General features: G+C 37.9%; 18 protein-coding genes. 15 read left to right on the top strand and 3 right to left on the bottom strand.

Going from position 1 to position 21,060, the window contains the following annotated elements; all coding sequences use genetic code 11:
* The first annotated feature begins 216 nt into the window (after positions 1-216).
* The 4 genes from H6F62_RS09400 (at position 217) to H6F62_RS09415 (ending at position 2,709) form a co-directional block, all read left to right on the top strand.
* Positions 217-585, top strand: a complete 369-nt coding sequence (locus H6F62_RS09400) for a 2TM domain-containing protein (protein WP_137907477.1) — start codon at positions 217-219, stop codon at positions 583-585.
* 217 nt (positions 586-802) lie between these two features.
* Positions 803-1,480: a DUF488 domain-containing protein gene (locus tag H6F62_RS09405; protein ID WP_137907479.1), complete on the top strand. Its 678-nt coding sequence runs from the start codon at positions 803-805 to the stop codon at positions 1,478-1,480.
* On the top strand, positions 1,470-1,922 hold the full coding sequence (locus H6F62_RS09410) for a DUF488 domain-containing protein (RefSeq protein ID WP_228036608.1): 453 nt from the start codon (positions 1,470-1,472) through the stop codon (positions 1,920-1,922). The genes H6F62_RS09405 and H6F62_RS09410 overlap by 11 nt, the downstream gene beginning before the upstream one ends.
* 37 nt (positions 1,923-1,959) lie before the next feature.
* Positions 1,960-2,709 carry a hypothetical protein gene (locus tag H6F62_RS09415; RefSeq protein WP_137907480.1) on the top strand — a complete coding sequence of 250 codons (750 nt, stop codon included), beginning with the start codon at positions 1,960-1,962 and terminating at the stop codon, positions 2,707-2,709.
* A gap of 197 nt (positions 2,710-2,906) precedes the next feature.
* Here the strand turns inward: H6F62_RS09415 and H6F62_RS09420 are convergent, their stop codons facing one another.
* The 3 genes from H6F62_RS09420 to thrB form a co-directional block, all read right to left on the bottom strand.
* A complete protein-coding gene (locus H6F62_RS09420) occupies positions 2,907-4,511 on the bottom strand; it encodes an NAD(P)H-quinone oxidoreductase subunit 4 (RefSeq protein WP_190371881.1) in 1,605 nt (534 codons plus the stop codon).
* Between the two features lie 260 nt (positions 4,512-4,771).
* Positions 4,772-5,284: a hypothetical protein gene (locus tag H6F62_RS09425; protein WP_137907482.1), complete on the bottom strand. Its 513-nt coding sequence runs from the start codon at positions 5,282-5,284 to the stop codon at positions 4,772-4,774.
* 87 nt (positions 5,285-5,371) lie between these two features.
* Entirely contained in the window at positions 5,372-6,286 is a 915-nt protein-coding gene (gene thrB, locus H6F62_RS09430) for a homoserine kinase (protein WP_137907483.1), read from the bottom strand.
* A 1,192-nt stretch (positions 6,287-7,478) separates the two neighbouring features.
* Between thrB and H6F62_RS09435 the strand changes: the two genes are divergently transcribed.
* From H6F62_RS09435 to H6F62_RS09485, 11 genes are all read left to right on the top strand, one after another.
* Positions 7,479-8,522 carry a sugar transferase gene (locus H6F62_RS09435; protein WP_137907484.1) on the top strand — a complete coding sequence of 348 codons (1,044 nt, stop codon included), beginning with the start codon at positions 7,479-7,481 and terminating at the stop codon, positions 8,520-8,522.
* Positions 8,519-9,520 (top strand): UDP-glucose 4-epimerase GalE, encoded by a 1,002-nt coding sequence (galE, locus tag H6F62_RS09440; RefSeq protein WP_137907485.1) that lies wholly within the window; start codon positions 8,519-8,521, stop codon positions 9,518-9,520. Before H6F62_RS09435 ends, galE begins: the two co-directional genes overlap by 4 nt.
* A 297-nt stretch (positions 9,521-9,817) precedes the next feature.
* Entirely contained in the window at positions 9,818-12,022 is a 2,205-nt protein-coding gene (locus tag H6F62_RS09445; RefSeq protein WP_190371882.1) for a polysaccharide biosynthesis tyrosine autokinase, read from the top strand.
* Between the two features lie 490 nt (positions 12,023-12,512).
* Positions 12,513-13,085 (top strand): Uma2 family endonuclease, encoded by a 573-nt coding sequence (locus tag H6F62_RS09450; RefSeq protein WP_190371883.1) that lies wholly within the window; start codon positions 12,513-12,515, stop codon positions 13,083-13,085.
* A gap of 737 nt (positions 13,086-13,822) precedes the next feature.
* The gene (locus tag H6F62_RS09455) at positions 13,823-14,734 is read left to right on the top strand and encodes a glycosyltransferase (protein WP_190371884.1); all 912 of its coding nucleotides are present in this window, start codon (positions 13,823-13,825) and stop codon (positions 14,732-14,734) included.
* A 44-nt stretch (positions 14,735-14,778) separates the two neighbouring features.
* Positions 14,779-15,483, top strand: a complete 705-nt coding sequence (locus H6F62_RS09460) for an acylneuraminate cytidylyltransferase family protein (protein WP_199306408.1) — start codon at positions 14,779-14,781, stop codon at positions 15,481-15,483.
* An 18-nt stretch (positions 15,484-15,501) separates the two neighbouring features.
* Positions 15,502-16,434 carry a phosphoglycerate dehydrogenase gene (locus tag H6F62_RS09465; protein WP_190371885.1) on the top strand — a complete coding sequence of 311 codons (933 nt, stop codon included), beginning with the start codon at positions 15,502-15,504 and terminating at the stop codon, positions 16,432-16,434.
* Entirely contained in the window at positions 16,434-17,171 is a 738-nt protein-coding gene (locus tag H6F62_RS09470; RefSeq protein WP_137907489.1) for an SDR family oxidoreductase, read from the top strand. The genes H6F62_RS09465 and H6F62_RS09470 overlap by 1 nt, the downstream gene beginning before the upstream one ends.
* A gap of 972 nt (positions 17,172-18,143) precedes the next feature.
* Positions 18,144-18,734, top strand: coding sequence for a hypothetical protein (locus H6F62_RS09475; protein ID WP_137907490.1), 591 nt, complete (start codon positions 18,144-18,146; stop codon positions 18,732-18,734).
* Positions 18,735-18,786: 52 nt separating this feature from the next.
* On the top strand, positions 18,787-20,109 hold the full coding sequence (locus H6F62_RS09480; protein WP_190371886.1) for a flippase: 1,323 nt from the start codon (positions 18,787-18,789) through the stop codon (positions 20,107-20,109).
* A 30-nt stretch (positions 20,110-20,139) separates the two neighbouring features.
* Positions 20,140-21,048 (top strand): glycosyltransferase family 2 protein, encoded by a 909-nt coding sequence (locus H6F62_RS09485; RefSeq protein ID WP_190371887.1) that lies wholly within the window; start codon positions 20,140-20,142, stop codon positions 21,046-21,048.
* Positions 21,049-21,060 lie beyond the last annotated feature (12 nt).

Raw genomic sequence — 21,060 nt, forward strand, 5'->3', positions numbered from 1 at the left:
TCTATCAAATTATGTCACTTTCATCACTGATTATTTACTTGATATTTTGACCTGCATCTACATTTGTGTTTTTAAATACTATATAAATCATTTTTTCAGATATAAAATATGTTTTTCAACAGTCCATAACAACAGACAAATATTTTTAATCATTGTGTAGCTACCGTTGCAAAAGCAACTCTCACAAGTATTTTTTGACCATTTTAGGTAGAGATAATGACTTACAATTCAGAAGAAATGCAGCAAATTCTCGAAGTAGCTTTTAAACGTAAGCAACAAGGAGAATATACAAGAGAGCAAATAATAGAAATAGCCTCAGAATTAGGTGTTTCTTCAAAATCTTTGCAAGCAGCGGAACAAGAATGGTTAAAAAATAACGTAGAAGTGAAAAAAGAACAAATGTCTCATAGTCAACAACGAAAAGAATTTAAATCACACCTATTTGCTTTTATGGCAATCAATGGTTTTTTAGTGCTATTAAATTTAGTAGTTAGTCCCGGATATTTTTGGGCAATTTACCCCATGTTAGGATGGGGTTTAGGTCTATTACTCCATGGAATTAAGGTTTATACAAGTAATTCCTAAAACATAACCCCGACTTTTGCAAAAAGTTGGGGTTATTCAAGCTGATGCCGTAATTTTTAGAATAGAGCTTTCAAACAACATAATTTATGTTACAATCAGATGGCAGTCGAAAATTAATCGGCAAATAACTCAAGACCACAAACGCTATCGAGTTCCAGAAAATTTATCAAAACTTGTAAAAATTATTATAAGTATTATTTCTGGATAAAAAATAATTATGAAAATATTCACTATTGGACATTCCAATCATACAATTGAAACATTTATCGAACTGTTACATCAACATCAAGTAACAGCCTTAGCAGACGTGCGTTCTAGTCCTTATAGTCGCCGATTTCCTCAGTTTAATCAATCAGCTTTAAAAACAGCCCTAAAAACCGTAAATATCGCTTATGTTCCCCTGGGAGATAACTTAGGCGCTCGTCCCCGTGATAGAAACTGTTATATAAATGGTATGGCTCGTTATGATTTAATTGCTGCCACAGAAGCTTTTAAAATCGGCTTAAATCGTCTAATTCAAGGCTCAGAAAAATATCAAATTAGTTTAATGTGTGCAGAACAAGACCCCATTGTTTGTCATCGAGCTATTTTAATTTGTCCACATTTAAAAAATGCTGGTTTAGAAATTCACCATATTCATAAAAATGGAGATTTAGAATCAAATGAAGATTTAGAAAATAGGGTATTAAAACAGAATAATTTATATAAATTGTCCGCTAAATTGTCCGCTGATTTGCCAAGTCCTGTTAAACAGCTTTCTCTATTTGATTTGCAACTTGATTTCCCACCCATACAAACCCTAGAAAAACCTCTTTCCCGTGCCGAATTAGTAGAAAAAGCATATCAATTACAAAGTGAAAAAGTAGCTTATACAGAAACAACAGATGATGATTAAACAAGTTAATTTATTTACTATTGGCTTCACACAAAAAAAAGCCGAGCAGTTTTTCGAGACCTTAACAAAAGCAGGTGTGAAGCGAGTTATTGATACTCGTTTAAATAATGTTTCCCAACTTGCGGGATTTGCGAAAAAGCCTGATTTACAATATTTTCTCCAGAAAATTGGTGGAATTGAATATATCCATATTCTTGATTTAGCGCCCACTAAAGATATTTTGGATGCTTATAAGAAGAAAGAAATAACTTGGGATAGCTATGAGCAGAAATTTAATCAACTGATGACACAGCGACAAATTGAAAGGAAGTTATCTATAGATATCATAGATAAAAGTTGTTTATTGTGTAGCGAGTTAAAACCCCATAATTGTCATCGTCGCTTAGTGGCTGAATATTTGCAAATTAACCTAGAAAAAAATATCAAAATTCATCATCTTTAAGTATAATATTAGTTAAGGTGCTAATTAAAGTTTAACAATGCTGTGGTTTGATATTATTTGTCTTGCTAAATCTACTAAGCATGGCGGAATTTGTCTTGCAGGTATTAAAACCGATGGTACAGGGTGGTTACGGCCAGTTTCTAATAAAAAAGATGGAACTCTATATCCAGAACACTACACAGTGAGAGATGGTAGAGAAGTACAATTATTTGATGTTGTGAAAATTCCTTTTCTTAGATATGAACCAAAATGTCATCAACCTGAAAATTATCTCATTCATTATAGTTATAAATGGCAGATTTTAGGACAGGCTACTTTAGAACAAGTCCGAGAATTAATTAAACCAGAAATTCAAAAAAATTCTTCTCAACCTAGGTTATTAGGTAATTTCGATAAACGTATCCGTTATCAAGATTTAGAGATATCCCCGATTAGATCTTCATTAACAATGATAAATCCAGAAGAATTAAAATGGCAAGTTAAATATAATTCTTCACATAAGAAGACTTACAGATGTCTTTTTTATTTATGTGGTAATTTTTATGATTTACCAATCACAGATCCAGTGTGGATAGACAAACTTGGTTTTTTAGAAGAGGGAATATATTCCTGTGAAGAGGTAATCGAAAAACTCAACTTGAAAAATTTTGAACCTGATCAATTTAGATTAACAATTAGTTTAAGTGAACCTTTTCAACCTCAATTTCACAGTGAGGAAATATTTTGTTATAAATTGGTGGCATCTGTTATTAATGTTACCGATATTATTAAACGTTTAGGATGGTAAATATTCCCAAATGATTTAATAATTCGGGAATTTAAATCTATCAAAAGAACTAACTTATTACTAAGCACACAGTGTTAAAAATATGTTAAAAATAAAGATCCTTGACTTTTGCAAGAAATCAAGGATATTTCTTATTTGCACCCTTCCCCTCATATTTAAGTTTAAGATTTACTACAGTGCCATTTTGGACTTGATAATTATTCAACTATATTCCCTATTTTGGAACTAGCTAATGTTGGTGAGGTGAAAATTTGTGAGTACAAATTTGCAGGTTGTTGACGAGCGACAATTGGTAAAACTTGACGAGCATGAGCCGCAACTTCTACTGTTTTCACATCATAAGCTTGTGTGATCAGCTTAGGATAAAAACCAATGCCGATGATAGGAATTAACAAACAAGCAGTAATAAACAACTCTCGTGGCTTAATATCAAGAACCACAGCATCTAAATGCAATTCTTCATTCTTGTCACCATAGAACACTTGACGCAGCATAGAAAGTAAATAAATGGGTGTTAAAATCACGCCAACTGCTGAGAGAAAGATGATGACAATTTTGAAGCCGGAACTGTAAACATCACTAGTAGCAAAACCCAAGAATACCATCAATTCACCGACGAAGCCACTCATACCAGGTAACGCTAGAGAAGCCATTGCACCCATGGTAAAAAGAGCAAAAGTTATTGGCATTACTTTAGCCATACCGCCCATTTTATCCATCATTAAGGTGTGAGTACGTTCATAAGTGACACCGGATAAAAAGAATAAACTAGCAGCAATTAAACCGTGAGAAACCATCTGTAATACAGCACCATTGATACCGATTTCTGTATAAGATGCAATCCCAATTAACACAAACCCCATGTGGGCAATTGAAGAGTAAGCCAAACGGCGTTTGAGGTTGGTTTGTGCAAAAGCACAACAAGCACCATAAACAATATTAACTACACCTAAAACTACTAAAACAGGAGCAAAGGTGATATGAGCATCAGCCAACATTTCCACATTAAAACGAATTATGGCATAACCACCCATCTTTAACAATACACCTGCTAAGATCATTGAACCAGGAGCGGACGCTTCACCATGAGCATCAGGCAACCATGTATGGAAGGGGAAAATAGGTAATTTGACACCGTACGCAATCAAGAAACCGGTATATAGTGCCAGTTCTAAAGCTTTGGGATATTCTTTCATTCCCAATTCTGTCATGTTGAAGGTCAAATTATCACCATAGAAAGCCATGGCAAAACCAGATACTAGTATAAGTATGGATGCAGCAGCGGTATAGATAATAAATTTGGTAGCTGCGTAACGGCGGTTTGCTCCTCCCCAAATGGAAATTAACAAATAAACGGGTACTAACTCAATTTCCCACATCAAAAAGAACATTAACAAATCTTGGGCAAGGAATACACCCAATTGGGCGCTGTACATTACCAACATTAACGCATAAAATAAACGCGGCTTATTGGTTACTTTCCAAGCCGCGAATACTGCGAGTGTGTTAATTAAGCCTGTTAATAGTATCAGGGGCATTGATAAACCATCAACCCCCAAAGACCAATTAAAGCCAATTTGAGGTATCCAGGAATAGCTTTCTGTCAGTTGTAGGGCTGAACTTTGGAAGTCATAACCCTGCCAAAGAGCGCAGATAATTAATGAAAAATCTAATATTGCCACCCACAAACCGTACCAGCGCACAGTTTTACCTTCTTTATCGGGAATAATCGGAATTGCCAAGGCTGCCACTAATGGCAGGAAAATTATGGCTGATAACCAAGGGAGTTCTATTGTATTCATAACTGTTGACAATATATTTTTGGTTTTGCTTTTGTTTACATTATATTAAGAAATTTTTACTTTTGTAAATGATTTCTTGTGAACATCTCCAGTTTTGTGGATTTTATTAGTAATAAATACCTACTGAAGTCTGGTGCAAGTCTATTCTAAATGTAAATTTTTGTGATGTCAACAAAAAAACAGCGCTATTAGTCGCTGTCTTTAGTTATAATGCCCCGGCTAAGGATAAATTTAAACTTTCACAAGGTTGTTTAGGATGCTTAAACAATACGGTTGACAATTGTCCACACTTGACAATCTGATCTAACATAGGGGACAGAAATGGTCTTAAAGCCTGTGATGAAAGGTTTGTAGTAAACTTGCCAATACATAGGACTAAGTTCGTCAGCGCAGGTTTTGAGAAGTTTAATTTCTTTGGCCAGTTCCCCTGCTAGTTCGTTAACTCGTTCTGCATGAATTTGAGCGATTTTTTTGGCTTCTTCTAGCTGTGCTTCTTGTTGCGATATGCGGATAGAAATAGGTAAATGCCTATTTAGATAGACTTTCCTTTGTTGTATTTGCTTTTCTAGGAAAGATATTGCATCATCTATGCCTTTAAGTTCAGCAGATAATTGGGCATTTTCCCTAGCTTGACGACGATAAGCTTCAACAATGGCTAAATGTGAATCATTTTCGCCCAATTCTACATGATTATTAGTTAGTATAGCCCTTTCTTGCTGGAGTGCTTGGATTTGGGATTTTAGTTCTACTATTTCTGACTGAATTTTTTCCATATTATGTTATGACTGTTAATTGGTAATTGGTAATTGGTAATTGGTTTTTCATCACCCATTACCAATGGAAAATTCAAAATCTAAACTTTAAAATGTGGTCGTCCCTTGCATATCTAGGTCAAGTATTCGCACAGTTGAAGTGATTCCCTTTTGTAACCAAGCATTTTTCATGGCTATTTCTACTGCTTTTCCCTTGCTTGTATCTACTAAAGCCAAAAGTGTGGGACCGGCACCACTGATTACCATACCATAAGCACCAGCATCTATAGCAGCGTTATTAACAGCGTCATAGCCAGGAATTAAAGCTTGACGGTAAGGTTGATGTAATTTATCTTGTAATGCGGTTTTTAACCATTCTTCCCGATTAGTTGCTAAACCGCGTAACAATAAACCAAAATGAGAAATATTGAAAATCGCATCATGACGACTGATTTCTGTAGGTAGAACTTTCCTTGCTTCTGAGGTTGATAACTCAAAATCAGGAATTGCTACTACTGGTAGTATATCCCGATGCCAGGGAATATCGCTAATTTCCCAACCTGTGTTACTGGTAGCTGCCAGACGACAACCACCCAATAGCGCTGGTACTACATTATCAGGATGTCCTTCTATAGCGATCGCTAATTTCATCACCTCCAATTCAGACAAAGGCCTACCAGCCAATTCATTGGCTGCAACTAACCCGCCGACAATAGCCGTGGCGGAACTGCCTAAACCCCTAGATAAAGGTACACCCAACTTAATCTCTATTTTTACTGATGGCGGTGTTTGTTCTATATATCCATATAACTTAACAAATGCCTGATATAAAAGATTACTCTCATCAGTTTGTACCTTTTCCGCCTCCACACCAGAAACTTGAATCATTAAGCCATCTACATCGAGAGTAGTAAATTCAAATTGATTGTAAAGCTTTAAAGCTGCACCAATGCAATCAAAACCCGGACCCAAATTTGCAGTCGTGGCGGGAACTTTAACAGTAATGTGAGAAAATACAGCCATTGAGATTAATTCAAAATTCCAATATAAACTACCTCATCTTACAGAAACACTAAGTAAGCGTAAAGCACAGTAACTTTTATCGTGAGGATACACTGCGCTAACGGTATTGACTATGTTCTTTATTCCAGGACTTACGCAACTGGCACGATTCCTAGGTCGCGCTTCCCTATCGCCCAGAAACAGGGAGGCCATCACTATTTAGGGCTTGCTGAATAAGTTGTCTGTGAGGGCAGGGAACTCTTAACTCTTAACTGGGAACAGTTAGTAAGACATAGATTAAGGGATTAAAACCGAGTAATTTAACGTGAGATGCAGTTTTATCGGTTATAAATCAGCTAAATTTAATTTTAGCACCAATAATGGCGTTTTTTTACCTAGCAAAAAGTGGGAATTTTGGAATATTCATTGATATTACATAACTATATAGTTCTAGAAAGCTAGTCCTAAGTTAGCAAACAAATAACTATTGACCTTGAGGGATTTAAACCCGATTTTTTGATCATTTTTTAGCGAACTGCTTGCAGCAGCACTTCACTATGGTTATTTATCTGGACTTAATCCGCAAAAACTGAAACGACCAGATATGGTTCATACAGATGATGGTTAATTTGTACAGTGCGTAAGTCATATATTCCTAACTCCATGACTCCTTGATTTTCCTGTGAAGTATTTAAGTATGGTATTACATAAATACGCATCTGGAGGTAAAGATTGTATGGACAATTTAGGAATTGTCCATACAAGGGTTTTCGGTCACACCGCCTTTGATTTAATTTCTAGAAGATATATAATCTAAAACTGCTCAATGCCAATATTTTTCCAATTCACTTGACTAATATCGATCTATAGGGTTATACTCATTGACGTTCGGTGAAACATCGAAATAAAAAAAGACATCGCTTTTAATTATCCATTAGTCAAATATCGTAATTCATTTTTACATTGATTGCGAGGGGTAAGAGTTTTGAAAACTGTATAGTTTAGTTAATGTTTGGCGGATGACACGCCTCTTACGGGTATCGTATCACGTAGTATCCCCTGTCCGTTCAGGGTATGTTTGTGTCGACGTGCGTAACAGGAAGAAAAAACCAAAATCAGGTGCGTAAATTTATCTAGTTTTTGGGAACTTTTTTCCAGAGAGTATGATTCAATAAAAATGTGGTAAATTCAGTTAGTTAATCTGGGAGTATCTATGACATCATTGGTGGAATTAAAACCAAAGGTATTAAGTGATTCACAATCCAAAGTTGAGGGCGCGCGTTGGCTGATTATTGGTGGTGGAGATCATGCCATCAAATTTGTTCAAATGTTATTAGCTGATAAACCATCACAAGAATTAGTTATTCTCACGGAAAATCCCCATAATATCTCTGATATCTCCAACTTAGAAGAAACCGAAACCCAGATAACTTATGGTGGAAGTCTGAGCGATTTATCTGACTGGGTTCAGCAATCCTGGTCTGGCGTGGTATTGGGGACTCAAACAGGCCTCCATGAAACACAAGTGCAAACTCTGATGCAATTGCGACTGAAAGGTATTCCGGTTTATCGTCTACCCGATATTTGGGAAACCTTATATCAAAAACTCCCTTCTTCCCTACTTGAGGATGAGTGGTTTACCTTTAGTAAAGGCTTTCTACTAGTATCTAGTGATACTAGTAGAAAAATCAAGAGAGTTACAGATACAATAGTCACTATGCTATTATTTGTCTTACTATTTCCGCTCATGGTTTTGGTAGGACTGATGATTAAACTAGATAGTCCAGGTCCGATTTTCTATAGCCAATTGCGAACCGGACTCAACGGTAAACCATTTCGGGTTTACAAGTTCCGTTCCATGTATCAAGATGCTGAAAAACAGGGCGCACAATGGGCAAGCCAACGTGATTCCCGTATTACCAGAGTAGGACATTGGCTACGACTCCTGCGAATTGACGAACTACCCCAGATTTGGAACGTGTTGCGCGGAGAAATGAGCCTGATTGGTCCTCGTCCAGAAAGGCCAGAATTTGATGTCAAGCTCAAAGAAGCGATTCCTTACTACGAACTGCGTTATTTAGTCAAACCAGGAATCACAGGCTGGGCGCAAGTCCTTTATCCTTATGGTGCTTCCATAGAAGATGCCTACGAAAAGCTGTCCTACGACATATACTATATGAAAAACTATTCGCTCTGGTTGGATTTAGTTATCGCTTTTAAAACCATCAAAGTCGTCTTATTAGGTAAAGGCAGATGAATCAAAAAGTCTTGGTGACAGGCGGTGCAGGCTATATCGGTTCTCATGTGGTCCGTCAACTCGGAGAAGCTGGTTATGACGTAGTTGTCTATGACAACTGCTCCACAGGCGTGCCTAATTCCGTACTCCATGGTCAACTAATTATTGGTGATTTAGCAGATATAGACCGCCTTTACCAAGTCTTTGCCAAGCATCAATTTAGTGCAGTACTTCACTTTGCTGCCAGTCTAGTTGTCCCAGAATCGGTTGCGTACCCCCTTGATTATTACGCTAATAACACCCGTAATACCTTAAATCTGCTCCGCTGTTGTAGTGTCATGGGCGTTAACCAATTAATTTTTTCTAGTACGGCCGCAGTTTATGGCGAGCCTCAAGAAAATCCGGTAACGGAAAATACTCCAACCCTACCGATTAACCCCTACGGACGCTCCAAATTGATGAGCGAATTAATGATTCGAGACTACGCCCTAGCGTCTCCTATGCGATATATAATACTGCGTTACTTTAACGTCGCCGGAGCCGACCCTGGGGGAAGAATCGGACAAAACTCACCGAATGCAACTCACTTGATTGCAAATGTTTGTAATGCTGCACTTAAACGCCAATCAGAATTAAAGATATTTGGCACCGATTTCCCCACCCCAGATGGTACAGGAATCCGAGATTATATCCATGTTGAAGACCTGGCCACAGCCCATGTAGATGGTTTACGCTACTTGGAACAGAACGGAGAAAGTCAAATTCTCAACTGTGGCTATGGCAAAGGTTATAGTGTTAGGCAAGTTGTGGAACAGGCGAAAGCTATTTCTGGGGTAGATTTTCCCGTGATTGAATTAGAACGTCGTCCTGGAGATCCAGCCTGCGTAACAGCTTGTGCGGATAAAATTAGGCAGGTATTGAATTGGCAACCCAAGCATAATAATCTGGATGATATCATTTATAGTCATTTAGTTTGGGAAACCAGAAAGCTAAAAGATATAATAGATCCCACGGGTTAGGGCAACAGGTGAGAGGGTTGGGTAGGTGTCAGGTTAACTGTAGTAGAGACGTTCCATGGAACGTCTTTACATAGAGCAGACACTTTTAGAATGAAGCAGGAAGAAAAAACAGGAAGAATGTTAACATTAGTTAGCTTTTTTGGAGCGGATAACCTCTCACATTGACCACAGAAAGAAAAAAAATCTGGTAATTGTTAGCTTATGTTAGCTTTTTTTGCGGAACTTATTTATTCGACAAGATGTCTTGGCTGTAGACTAAATAAGTGATAAAATCAGTATATTTTATGAAATTAATATATGTCTATTAACCAAGAAGACCAGGATTCCATTGATATTCAACAGTATTGGCTGATCTTAAAAAGACGTTGGTTCGTCGCCTCAGTTGTGATGGCCTCCGTTATCTCAGCTACAGCCTTTATGACTTACACACAAAAACCAGTTTACGAATCACAAGGTAAGCTCGTTTTTACGAAAAAAGATGCAGCTTCATCCTTGTCAAGTCTATCAGACAAGATGGGAGAACTGGGCGGACTCACAAACCTCAGCAACCCAGTTGATACCGAGGCCGAAGTCATTCGTTCCAATCCCATTGTCACGAAAACTATTACCGAACTAAAGCTCAAGGGTAGAAAAGGCGCACCCATGACCACGGGTGATTTCCTGAAAATACTCAAGCTCAAAACTATCCGGGGGACGGATGTGATGGAACTTTCCTACAAGAGTACCGATAAACGAGAAGCCGCCAATGTAGTTAATTCCTTGATGAAACATTACCTGGCTAGTAATGTTAGCACTAACCGCGCCGAGGCGATCGCCGCCCGGGAATTTTTGTCCCAGGAGTTGCCAAAGGTAGAAAGACGAGTTACGGAAGCAGAAATAGCCCTACGTCGGTTTAAAGAAAAGAACCGAGTCGTGGCTTTGGATGTAGAAGCCAAAGTGAGTTTGGAATCCTTAGGAAAGCTAACTGAGTCCATTACCCAAAGCCAAGGGGAATTGGCCGCAGCTTATACTCGCTCCGTAGCATTACAAAATGAAATGAAACTGACTACACAACAAGCCGTTGATCTGAGCAGTTTAAGTCAATCCCCTGGGGTACAGCAGGTACTAACAGAATACCAAAAGACACAACACGACCTAGCGATAGCGCGAACCCTTTATACCAATGATAATCCCAAAGTTGTTGATCTATTACTGAAGGAAGCAGCCCAGAAAAAAGAACTAGAAGCGCGAGTTACCGAAACCGTTGGTAATTCCAACTCCTTACCCAAACAAAACTTGCAGATAGGAGAACTCAAACAGGCATTAACTCAGGATCTAGTCAAGTCAGAAGTAGAAAGATTGGCCTTGACAAACCAAGTCGGGGAATTACGGAAGGTATTTATAGTCAATAAAAGCCGTTTAGATAGCTTACCTCGACTCGAACAACAACAGTTACAGCTACAGCGACAGTTGATGGTAGCACAAACCACCTATCAAGAACTGCTGAGGCAATTCCAGTTAGTTCAAGTCATGGAGAATCAGAATGTAGGTAATGCCCGGGTCATTTCGGAGGCTTTAGTGCCTGAGATTGCCGTCTCTCCCAAAAAGCCCCTGAATTTAGCACTAGGTGGCTTTTTGGGACTCCTTCTGGGTGCAGGGACGGCACTCCTGTTAGAATCTATGAACCAAACCCTGAAGAATATTGAAGAAGCCAATCGGTTCTTGGGATTCCCCCTGCTGGGGACAATTCCCCAATATGGTGAAAAAAAGAGGAAAAATACCGTCGTGGAAGGTCTGCTGGAAGTGCCTTTACTGGATCAACCTTATTCACCAGTCAGTACATCCTTGGAAATGCTCAATACTAACCTGGGCTTCACCATTTCTGACAAAGAGTTACAGGTGATTTTGATCACTAGTTCAACATCTGGAGAAGGTAAATCTTTTGTGGCAGCCAATCTGGCGGTAGCCGCATCTCATGTGGGAAAACGCGTGCTGTTAATAGATTGTGATATGCGTCGTCCCCGTCAGCACCGCATTTGGGAAATACCCAACCTGCTGGGACTGAGTAATATCTTAGCCGGTCAAAACGAGGTAAAACCAGCTATCCACACAGTATTCTCTAATGTGGATATGCTACCAGCCGGAAAAATTCCGCCTAACCCAGTGACACTTTTAGATTCCCAGCGTATGGCTGACTTGATTGAGGAAACTCGTCAGGATTATGATTTTGTGATCATTGACTCACCACCCTTGACAGCCGTTACCGATCCTCTGATTATCGGCAAGTTTGCTGATGGGTTATTGCTAGTTGTCCGTCCTGGCCTGGTGGAATATTCAGCGTTGAAGTCCGCGAAATCATTACTCAATCAATCAAAAGTGCCTATTTTGGGCATGGCCGTGAATGGTGTTAGTGAGGAAAGCGGTTATGGTGGTTACTACTATTATAGAGGTTATAGGGGTTATTACCGAGAAACAGAAGAAACCAGTAAGAACAACAAGTCTGTGGAAATTAATCTGAAATAAGGCTTGACTTTATTCCCTGCCCATGCAACAATATAAAAGTGAGATGTGTTATAATTTGTTGGTTTGACACAAAAACAGTTTTTACATCTGTAGGATTAATTGAATGATCACCGTTTTGGGAGTTGAGCTTTGATGGTCTTAGGATCTCAGTTCCTCCCTCGCAACCTGCTCGTAACTGAGAAGGCCAAAGCAGGGGAAAACTATGTCTAATTATGGGATTCTGGTATTTTGATGCGATCGCTAACCAGTTCACAATTCAATAGATATCTCCGACAACAATCAATCCCCTAGCAATACTGCTTTTTAAGGAGCGATTCCTGCGGATCGCTTCCCTATGGCTAATTGCAAAGATACTCAAATTCTACGCTAAAATAATGATCTACTTTGATGAAATTATACTATGAATAATTTATAGGTTTCGCCAGTTCTGAACTATAGGATATAATTCTTGTAAACGATTTCCACAGTCGGCTACCCCAATCATAAAGATATGACCATCAGTGCCGTAAAAGATGTTACAAAAGATATTACATTAGAAAAGTTCTTAATGATGCCGGAGACCAAGCCCGCGTTAGAGTTCTTGGATGGAGATATTATTCAAAAACCTATGCCTAAAGGAAGACACAGCCGACTGCAAGGGAAACTTGGCAGCCAAATTAATTTGGTGAGTGAATCTAAAAAAATTGCCTATGCTTTTCCTGAACTCAGGTGTAGTTTTGGTAATCGTTCAATTGTTCCTGATATAGCAGTTTTTACATGGGAGCATATTACCTTCCTGGCAAATGGAGAAGTCCCAGATAGATTTGAACAGTCTCCAGATTGGGTAATTGAGATTCTCTCTCCTGAACAGAAATCAAATAAAGTAATTGGGAATATCTTACATTGTATGGAGCATGGGTGTAAATTAGGATGGTTTGTTGATCCTGATGATTTAAGTATTCTAGTATTTTTATGCGATCGCCAACCAATACTGTTGGAAAAAACCGATGTTCTGCCTGTATTGTCGGGAATAGAGTTAAAATTAACTGTTGATGATGTATTTGGCTGGTTGAAAATGGCTTAATCAAGCATTACCTTAGAGAAGGTAAGAGTTTTACTAATGAAGTTATCTCCTCGCCACCGATGTCAAATTAGTCCCTATGGGGATGCCATTGCAGGATATATGACTGAATCAACATTGATTGTTTAAACTAAATAACCCACAGATAGATAGTTTACACCAGATTTTGTTAAGCCACCGACACAAGACGAATTACTCTACGATTAATGAACTCTAATAGAATCGAAAAAACTATATAGAATCGAAAAAACTATATTGTTTTTGAGTCTCCTTATTTAATATTAGTAGAAGCTAAAAAAGACAACTTTGAGTAAGGGTGGGGACAATGTTTAGCCGAATTAATTGCCGCTCAGAAGCTAAACAATCAACCGTAACAATTACTATGTGGTATTGTTTTTAATGTTAAAATATGGGAATTTGGACAACTGCGAGAACAAGATTTTACTAAAAATATCTAAGAGTATAGTATATCTAATTTAGATAAATTAGATAAATTATTTGCCGGACTTAACTATGTTTTTGGACAAAGTTAGTTATTTACGCCAAGAAATATGCCCAAAATGAAAATTGGCTCATGCTAAGTAAATTAACTTTCAAAAAAAGTTGTCATTTCTTAAATCAAGTGATAGTATAAGTTTACTTATATAGTAAATGGGTAATTAATACAATTGTTGTTTTATTCCTGACTTTTTCCATTTTGTCCTTGTTGTAAGCTTAAATAGTCCTATTAAATAATAATAATGAGTTTAACTGCTAGTATCATAATTAGAACTTATAATGAGCAACGATATCTTGAAAAACTGCTCAAAGAAATTCAGAACCAGGTGGTAGATGATTTAGTATATGAAGTAATCATTGTTGACTCTGGTTCTACAGATAAAACGCTAGAAATAGCCCATAAATTTAATTCCAAAATTCTAAACATCAAAAAATCCGAATTTTCGTTTGGGCGTTCCTTGAATATTGGTTGTGCCGCAGCTACTGGAGATTACTTAATATTTATTAGTGGACATTGTGTGCCAGTTAATGAGTATTGGCTAATGAGGTTAATCAACCCGTTGATAGTCAAAAATATTGACATTACCTATGGTCGTCAATTAGGTGGAGAAACCACAAAGTTTAGTGAAAATCAGCTTTTTGATAAATTCTTTCCGAAAGATAGTCAAATTCCTCAGAAAAGTTTTTTCTGTAATAACGCTAACTCTGCGATCTTAAAAAGTGTGTGGAAAAAATATAAATTCGACGAATCTCTGACGGGATTAGAAGATATGTACTTAGGTAAACAAGTTGTTGCTGCTGGTGGCTTGATTGGCTATGTTGCCGAAGCAGCTGTTTATCATTATCATGATGAATCTTGGAGTGTGGTAAAAAAGCGTTACGAGCGAGAAGCGATCGCACTGCAAGAAATTATGCCAGAAGTGCAAATTAACTTGGGAGATTTTCTCAGATATTTTATTAGTGCGGTGTTACTAGATGCTGGTAGTGCGTTGCAACAGAAAAAGTTATCCAGTCAAGTTGGTGAAATATTTATGTTTCGGTTAATGCAGTTTTGGGGGTCATATCGCGGTAACCATGAACATAGAAAAATTTCTGCACAAATGAAAGAAATGTATTTCTATCCTCGAAATATTTCTAAGGAAAATTATTCTTAAATTTATTCTTAAATCATTATTCAGACACAACAAAAGCAGCCATCATGTCAAAAACACTAAAAATAGTTGCTCTTTTACCAATGAAAGCCAACAGTGAAAGAGTTAAAGGCAAAAATTTTAAATTTCTGCATAAAAAACCGCTTTTCCAATGGCTATTGGATAGCCTGACTGCAATTCCCGAAATCTCAAAAGTTGTCATCAATACTGATGCTCGTGCTATTTTAGCATCACATCAATTAGTTGATTCAGAAAAAGTACAAATAAGAGACAGAAAGCCAGAGATTTGCGGTGATTTTGTCAGTATGAATCTAGTCATAGGAGATGATATCGCTAATGTCCCAGCCGATGTTTATCTCATGACTCATACAACCAATCCTCTCTTGAGTTCCGCAACTATTCAAAAGGCGCTACAGCGGTTTTTAGATGCCAGGGAAAATGGCAGTGCAGACTCCTTATTTACAGTCAACCGCTTTCAAACACGGTTTTATCGAGAGGATGGTACAGCAATCAATCATGACCCTAATAACTTGATTAGAACTCAAGATTTAGAACCTTGGTATGAAGAAAACTCTAACCTCTACATCTTTACGGCTGAGAGCTTTGCTGCTACAGGTGCTAGAATTGGCAAAAAGCCGATTTTGTTTGAAACACCCCGTTTAGAATCTATAGACATAGATGATCAAACCGACTGGTATTTGGCAGAATCAGTTGCCCAGTTTATGGAATTTCAAACAATAGAAACAGCTTAAAATAATGAAATTAAAATTATGAAAGTTTTAGTTACTTGCCCACCAATGATTGGTTTGATTGACACATTCAAACCCGTGTTTAGTGCCAAGGGAATTGAAGTTGATTGCCCTCATGTTGTCCAAACTCTTTCAGTAGAAGAACTGAAATCTTTAGTTCCTCAGTATGATGGCTGGATAATTGGTGATGATCCAGCAACCAAAGAAGTATTTATGGCTGGTAAGTTGGGTAAACTGAAAGCAGCAGTGAAATGGGGCGTTGGTGTAGATAATGTGGATTTTGTAGCTGCTAAAGAATTGGAGATTCCCATTGCCAATACTCCCCGAATGTTCGGCACTGAAGTAGCAGATATTGCAGTGGGTTACGTTATTGGGTTAGCAAGACAAACGTTCTTCATTGACAGGGGTGTGAGACTGGGAAAATGGTTGAAGCCTTCTGGTATATCTGTGTCCGAAAAAACAGTAGCTTTATTAGGGTTTGGTGACATTGGCAGAAATACAGCCAAACGGTTATTAGCTGCTGATATGCGAGTTATTGCTTATGATCCTTATTTTCAACCAGCAGCGGGATTAGAAACTGTTGAATCTGCCCAGTGGCCTAACCGGCTAGATGAGGCTGATTTTATTGTCTTGACTTGCGCCCTAACTCCAGATAATTGGCATATATTAAATAAGGAAACTTTAGCTTTAGCAAAAAGAGGGCTGCGGATTGTTAATGTAGCACGCGGGCCATTAATTGATGAAGTAGCTTTAGCTGAAGCGTTGGCATCGGGACAGGTATATTCAGTAGCATTGGATGTTTTTGAAGTCGAACCATTGCCTGAAGAATCACCGCTACGACAATTTGAACAGTGTATTTTTGGCTCTCACAACGCCTCAAATACTGTGGATGCGGTTCATCGTGCTAGTGAACGAGCGATCGCACTTTTGTTTGACTTTCTGGGTGTAAGCTGATGCCGAAAAGTGTCCTTGTTACAGGAGCCAATGGTGGTATTGGTAAAGCGCTATGTAAAGTTTTTGCAGATGCTGGCTATTTCGTCATAGCCTCAGATCAAGTTACAGGGGATTGTGCTTGTGATGTTTTCATTCAAGCTAATATTGAAACACTGTGTATTGATCCAGAGTATCGCACCAATATTTTTGCTCAAATGCGCGGATACTTGAGTGAGCAAGGTCTATTTGCTTTAGTCAATAATGCTGCTGTTCAAATATTGGGTAAGACAGAGGAAATTCAAGTAGAACAATGGCGACGGACTTTAGATACAAATTTGATTGCGCCTTTTCTGCTAGTTCAGGGTTTGTTACCAGAATTGAAAAAAGCTAGGGGTTCAGTAGTTAATATTTCTAGTGTTCATGCTATAAGTACAAAGCCAGGATTTGTTTGTTATGCCACGAGCAAAAGTGCTTTAGTGGGGATGACAAAGGCTATGGCAGTAGATTTGGGGGCTGACCTGCGGATTAATGCAATCTGCCCTGGCGCTACTGCTACACCAATGCTATTGGCTGGATTTGAGGGTAAGGAGGAAGAGTTTCAGCAATTATCAAATATGCACCCCTTGGGGAGGATTGCCCAACCAGAGGAAATTGCTAGTGTAGCCTTATTTTTGGTGTCACAAGAAGCAAGTTTTATTACTGGTGCGTCTTTGAGTGTGGATGGAGGAATTGGGAGCAGGTTGCATGATCCTGTTTAAACACAATGTTAATCTCATCAAGGCGGAAATAAATTAAGTTGAAATAGGGCTTGACTTTATTCCCTGCTCATGCAACACTATAAAACTAAGATGTGTTATACCATAACTATACTATATTGGTTAGACACAAAAACAGTTTTCACATCTGTAGGATTAATTGAATTATCACTGTTTTGGGAGTTGATCTTTGATGGTATTTGGATATCAGTTCCTCCCTTGCAACCTGCTAGTGACTGAGAAGGACGGAGTAGGGGAAAGCTACGTCTAATTATAGTATTCTGGTATTTTCATGCGATCGCTAACCAATTCAATACTGATGGAAAAAACCGATATTCTGCCTGTATTGGCAGGAATAGAGTTAAAATTAACTGTTGATGATGTATTTGGCTGGTTGGAAATGGCTTAATCAAGCAACACCTTAGACAAGGTAAGAGTTTTACTAATGAAGTTATCTCCTCGCCACCAATGTTAAATTAGTCCCTATGGGGATGCTATCGCAGGATATATGACTGAGTCAACATTGCCTAAACTAAATAACCCAAAGATAGATAGTTGATCACCAGATTTTGTTAAGCGGCCGACACAAGACGAATTACTTGACGATGATGGGATTCCCATGGAGACTTACCGCCCGCCATAAGCAGAGGGAGCAGAATTATTACTAGCACAAGAACAACAGAGAATGGAGAAGTTGCTCGCACAATTACGGGCAAAGGGAATAAATCCCAATGAACTCTAATAGAATCGAAAGAACTATCAAGAATTTGTCTAAAATCACCATTGCTAAAATCTATAGGACTTACGCAAGTTTTACAACAAAAATCTGTTGTAGGGTGCTTTACTACTGCAAAAATCCTGCAAATAATCAGATTGTTGATATCTGACGCACCCCACCAATGTGCCAGTTGCGTAAATCCTGATCTAGAATGAAATAACCCGGCATACAAACCATACTCCCCAAAGAGCAAAATCATGTCTTATAATCAATACAAAAATATTGCCCAAGTCTTAGGGGACTTTCCTTTAACTTATCAAGAAGAGAATTTCATCCAAGAAAATCCCTTAGAAATTGATAATTACTTTCGTAATCGTTTTGAATTGGTTTTACGGGAAGGAGTTGTATTTAACTCAGAGTATGCTATTTGTGAAGGAGTTATTTTTCCTATTTTAATTGAAATTTGGCAAAAGTATAAGGATAAGTTATTAATATGGAGTCATCAGCCATTAAATTTTGATGAAAGACTATCAGGTATCCCTGATTATATTGTTGCCAAAAGATCACCTAGAGGCAAAATTGTTTTTGAGTCTCCCTATTTAATATTAGTGGAAGCTAAAAAAGACAACTTTGAGGAAGGGTGGGGACAATGTTTAGCCGAATTAATTGCCGCTCAGAAGCTAAACAATCAACCGAAACAATTATTATATGGTATTGTTTCTAATGGTAAAATATGGGAATTTGGACAACTACAAGAACAAGATTTTATTAAAAATATCCAAGAGTATAGTATATCTAATTTAGATAAATTATTTGCCGGACTTAACTTCGTTTTTGGACAAAGTTAGTTTTAGTTAAGTTATTTATGCCAGGAAATATGCCCAAAATGAAAATAGGCTCATGCTAAGTAAATTAAATTTCAAAAAAAAGTTGTCATTTCTTAAATCAAGTGATAGTCTAAGAAAGATTATTGCGAATACAGGTTGGTTATTTGCAGACCGCATCCTGCGCATGGGTGTGGGGTTATTTGTGGGGGTTTGGGTCGCTCGCTACTTAGGAGTACAACAGTTTGGGGTTTTTAACTATGCTACTGCTTTTGTCGCCTTATTTAGTACCCTTTCCACCCTTGGTTTAGATGCCATAGTAGTCCGATCTATAGTCCGAGAGCCTGAGAAGAGAGCGGAAATTTTAGGAACAGCTTTCTGGCTGAAATTGTTTGGTGGTGTTGCCGCTTTAATACTAGCTGTTAGCTCTATTATTGCGGTGCGTCATGATGACCAATTGACGATTTCCCTAGTAGCGATATTGTCATCTGTAGGGATTTTCCAGGCTTTTGATACAATTGACCTTTGGTTTCAATCTCAGGTACAGTCAAAGTATACTGTCATTGCTAAAAATACAGCTTTTGTCATCACTACTTTAGTTAAAGTAGCCTTAATCAGTTTTCATGCTCCATTAATTGCTTTTGCTTGGGCAGGATTAGGAGAGGTAAGTTTAGGTGCAATTGGTTTGATCATATCCTACAGAGTTAGGGGTTATTCACCTTGGTTGTGGCCTTGGAGTTCACCACTTGCTAAGACCCTTCTCAAAGAAAGTTGGCCTTTGATCTTGTCTGGTTTAACCATCATGATTTACATGAAAATTGACCAGATTATGTTAGGAGAAATGATTGGTAATAAATCTGTGGGTATTTACTCTGCCGCAGCGAGGATTTCTGAGGTATGGTATTTTATTCCTGTGGCTATTGCTTCTTCATTTGCTCCTGCGATTTATGCAGCTAAGGAAGTAAGTGAGGATCTATATTATAGACGAATAAAACAGTTGCTTAGACTGTTGGTGTTAATTTCCATTTTAATCGCTGTGCCAATGTCCTTTATCTCTGGTACATTAATCACAACACTTTTTGGTAACAATTATGCCGAAGCCGGAAATATATTAGCAATACATATTTGGTCATCCTTATTTGTATTTATGGGGGTAGGGACTTCATCTTGGTTTATAGCGGAGGGCTTAACAGGGTTTTCCCTGCGGAGAACTCTCATTGGTGCAATTACAAACATTGTGTTAAACTTTCTTTTAATACCTGGTTATGGTGGAGTTGGTGCAGCTATAGCTACTGTAATCTCTCAAGCATTTGCTTCTTTTTTGAGTAATGCCACTCATCCCAAAACTAGAAAAATATTTAATATTCAGGTTAAATCTCTTATACCGTTTAGTTGGTAAATTTGTTGTAATTTATTCATTGAAATAATTGTGAAAACTCCAGTTGCATTTATCATATTTAACCGTCCAGATACGACTAAGATAGTATTTGAAGCCATCCGTCAAGCTAAACCTCCCAATCTCTTGGTCATTGCAGATGGTCATCGTGCAGACCGTCCGGGAGAAGCAGAAAAATGTGCTGCTGCCAGGGCGATTATTGAGGGTGTGGATTGGGAATGTGAGGTATTGACTAATTATTCAGATGTTAATTTAGGATGTGGCAAGCGCGTATCAACAGGTATAGATTGGGTGTTTGATCAGGTGGAGGAGGCTATTATTTTGGAGGATGATTGCTTACCTGACCCTACGTTCTTTGAATTTTGCGAGGTTATACTAGATAAATATCGTGATGATGAAAGAATTATGATGGTTAGCGGGACTAATTATTTAGGAACTTGGAAATCGACTATTCAAAGTTATCATTTTTCTTACTACGGTGGTATTTGGGGTTGGGCATCCTGGAAAAGGGCTTGGAAGCATTACGACTATGAAATGAAATTGTGGGCTGATACTGAAGTAAAAGCTCGCAGTCGTGATGTTCTTGCTAGTGAAAAACAATATGTACATAGAAAAAAAATATGGGAGCAAGTTTCTAATGGCATGATTGATACATGGGATTATCAATGGGGCTTTGCTCGTTTAGTACAGTCTGGCTTATCAATTGTTCCTTCTGTTAACTTAATTTCTAATATTGGTTTTGGCAATGATGCAACCCATACAAAATCAGCTGACTCAGCAGTAGCAAATATTAAATCAACTGAAATAGAGTTTCCTCTGAAAATAAATAAGTTCACAGTTGTGGATAGAGATTATGATCGCAAATTATTTTACAAGCTTATCAAAAACAAAAATATTTTTGATAGGATTAAAAGTAAGTTGTTGAAATTCGGCAATAAATAATACCTTCACTTG

Origin of the sequence: Anabaena sp. FACHB-1391 (genome assembly GCF_014696755.1) — a bacterium.
In the GTDB taxonomy this organism is placed as follows: domain Bacteria; phylum Cyanobacteriota; class Cyanobacteriia; order Cyanobacteriales; family Nostocaceae; genus Dolichospermum; species Dolichospermum planctonicum.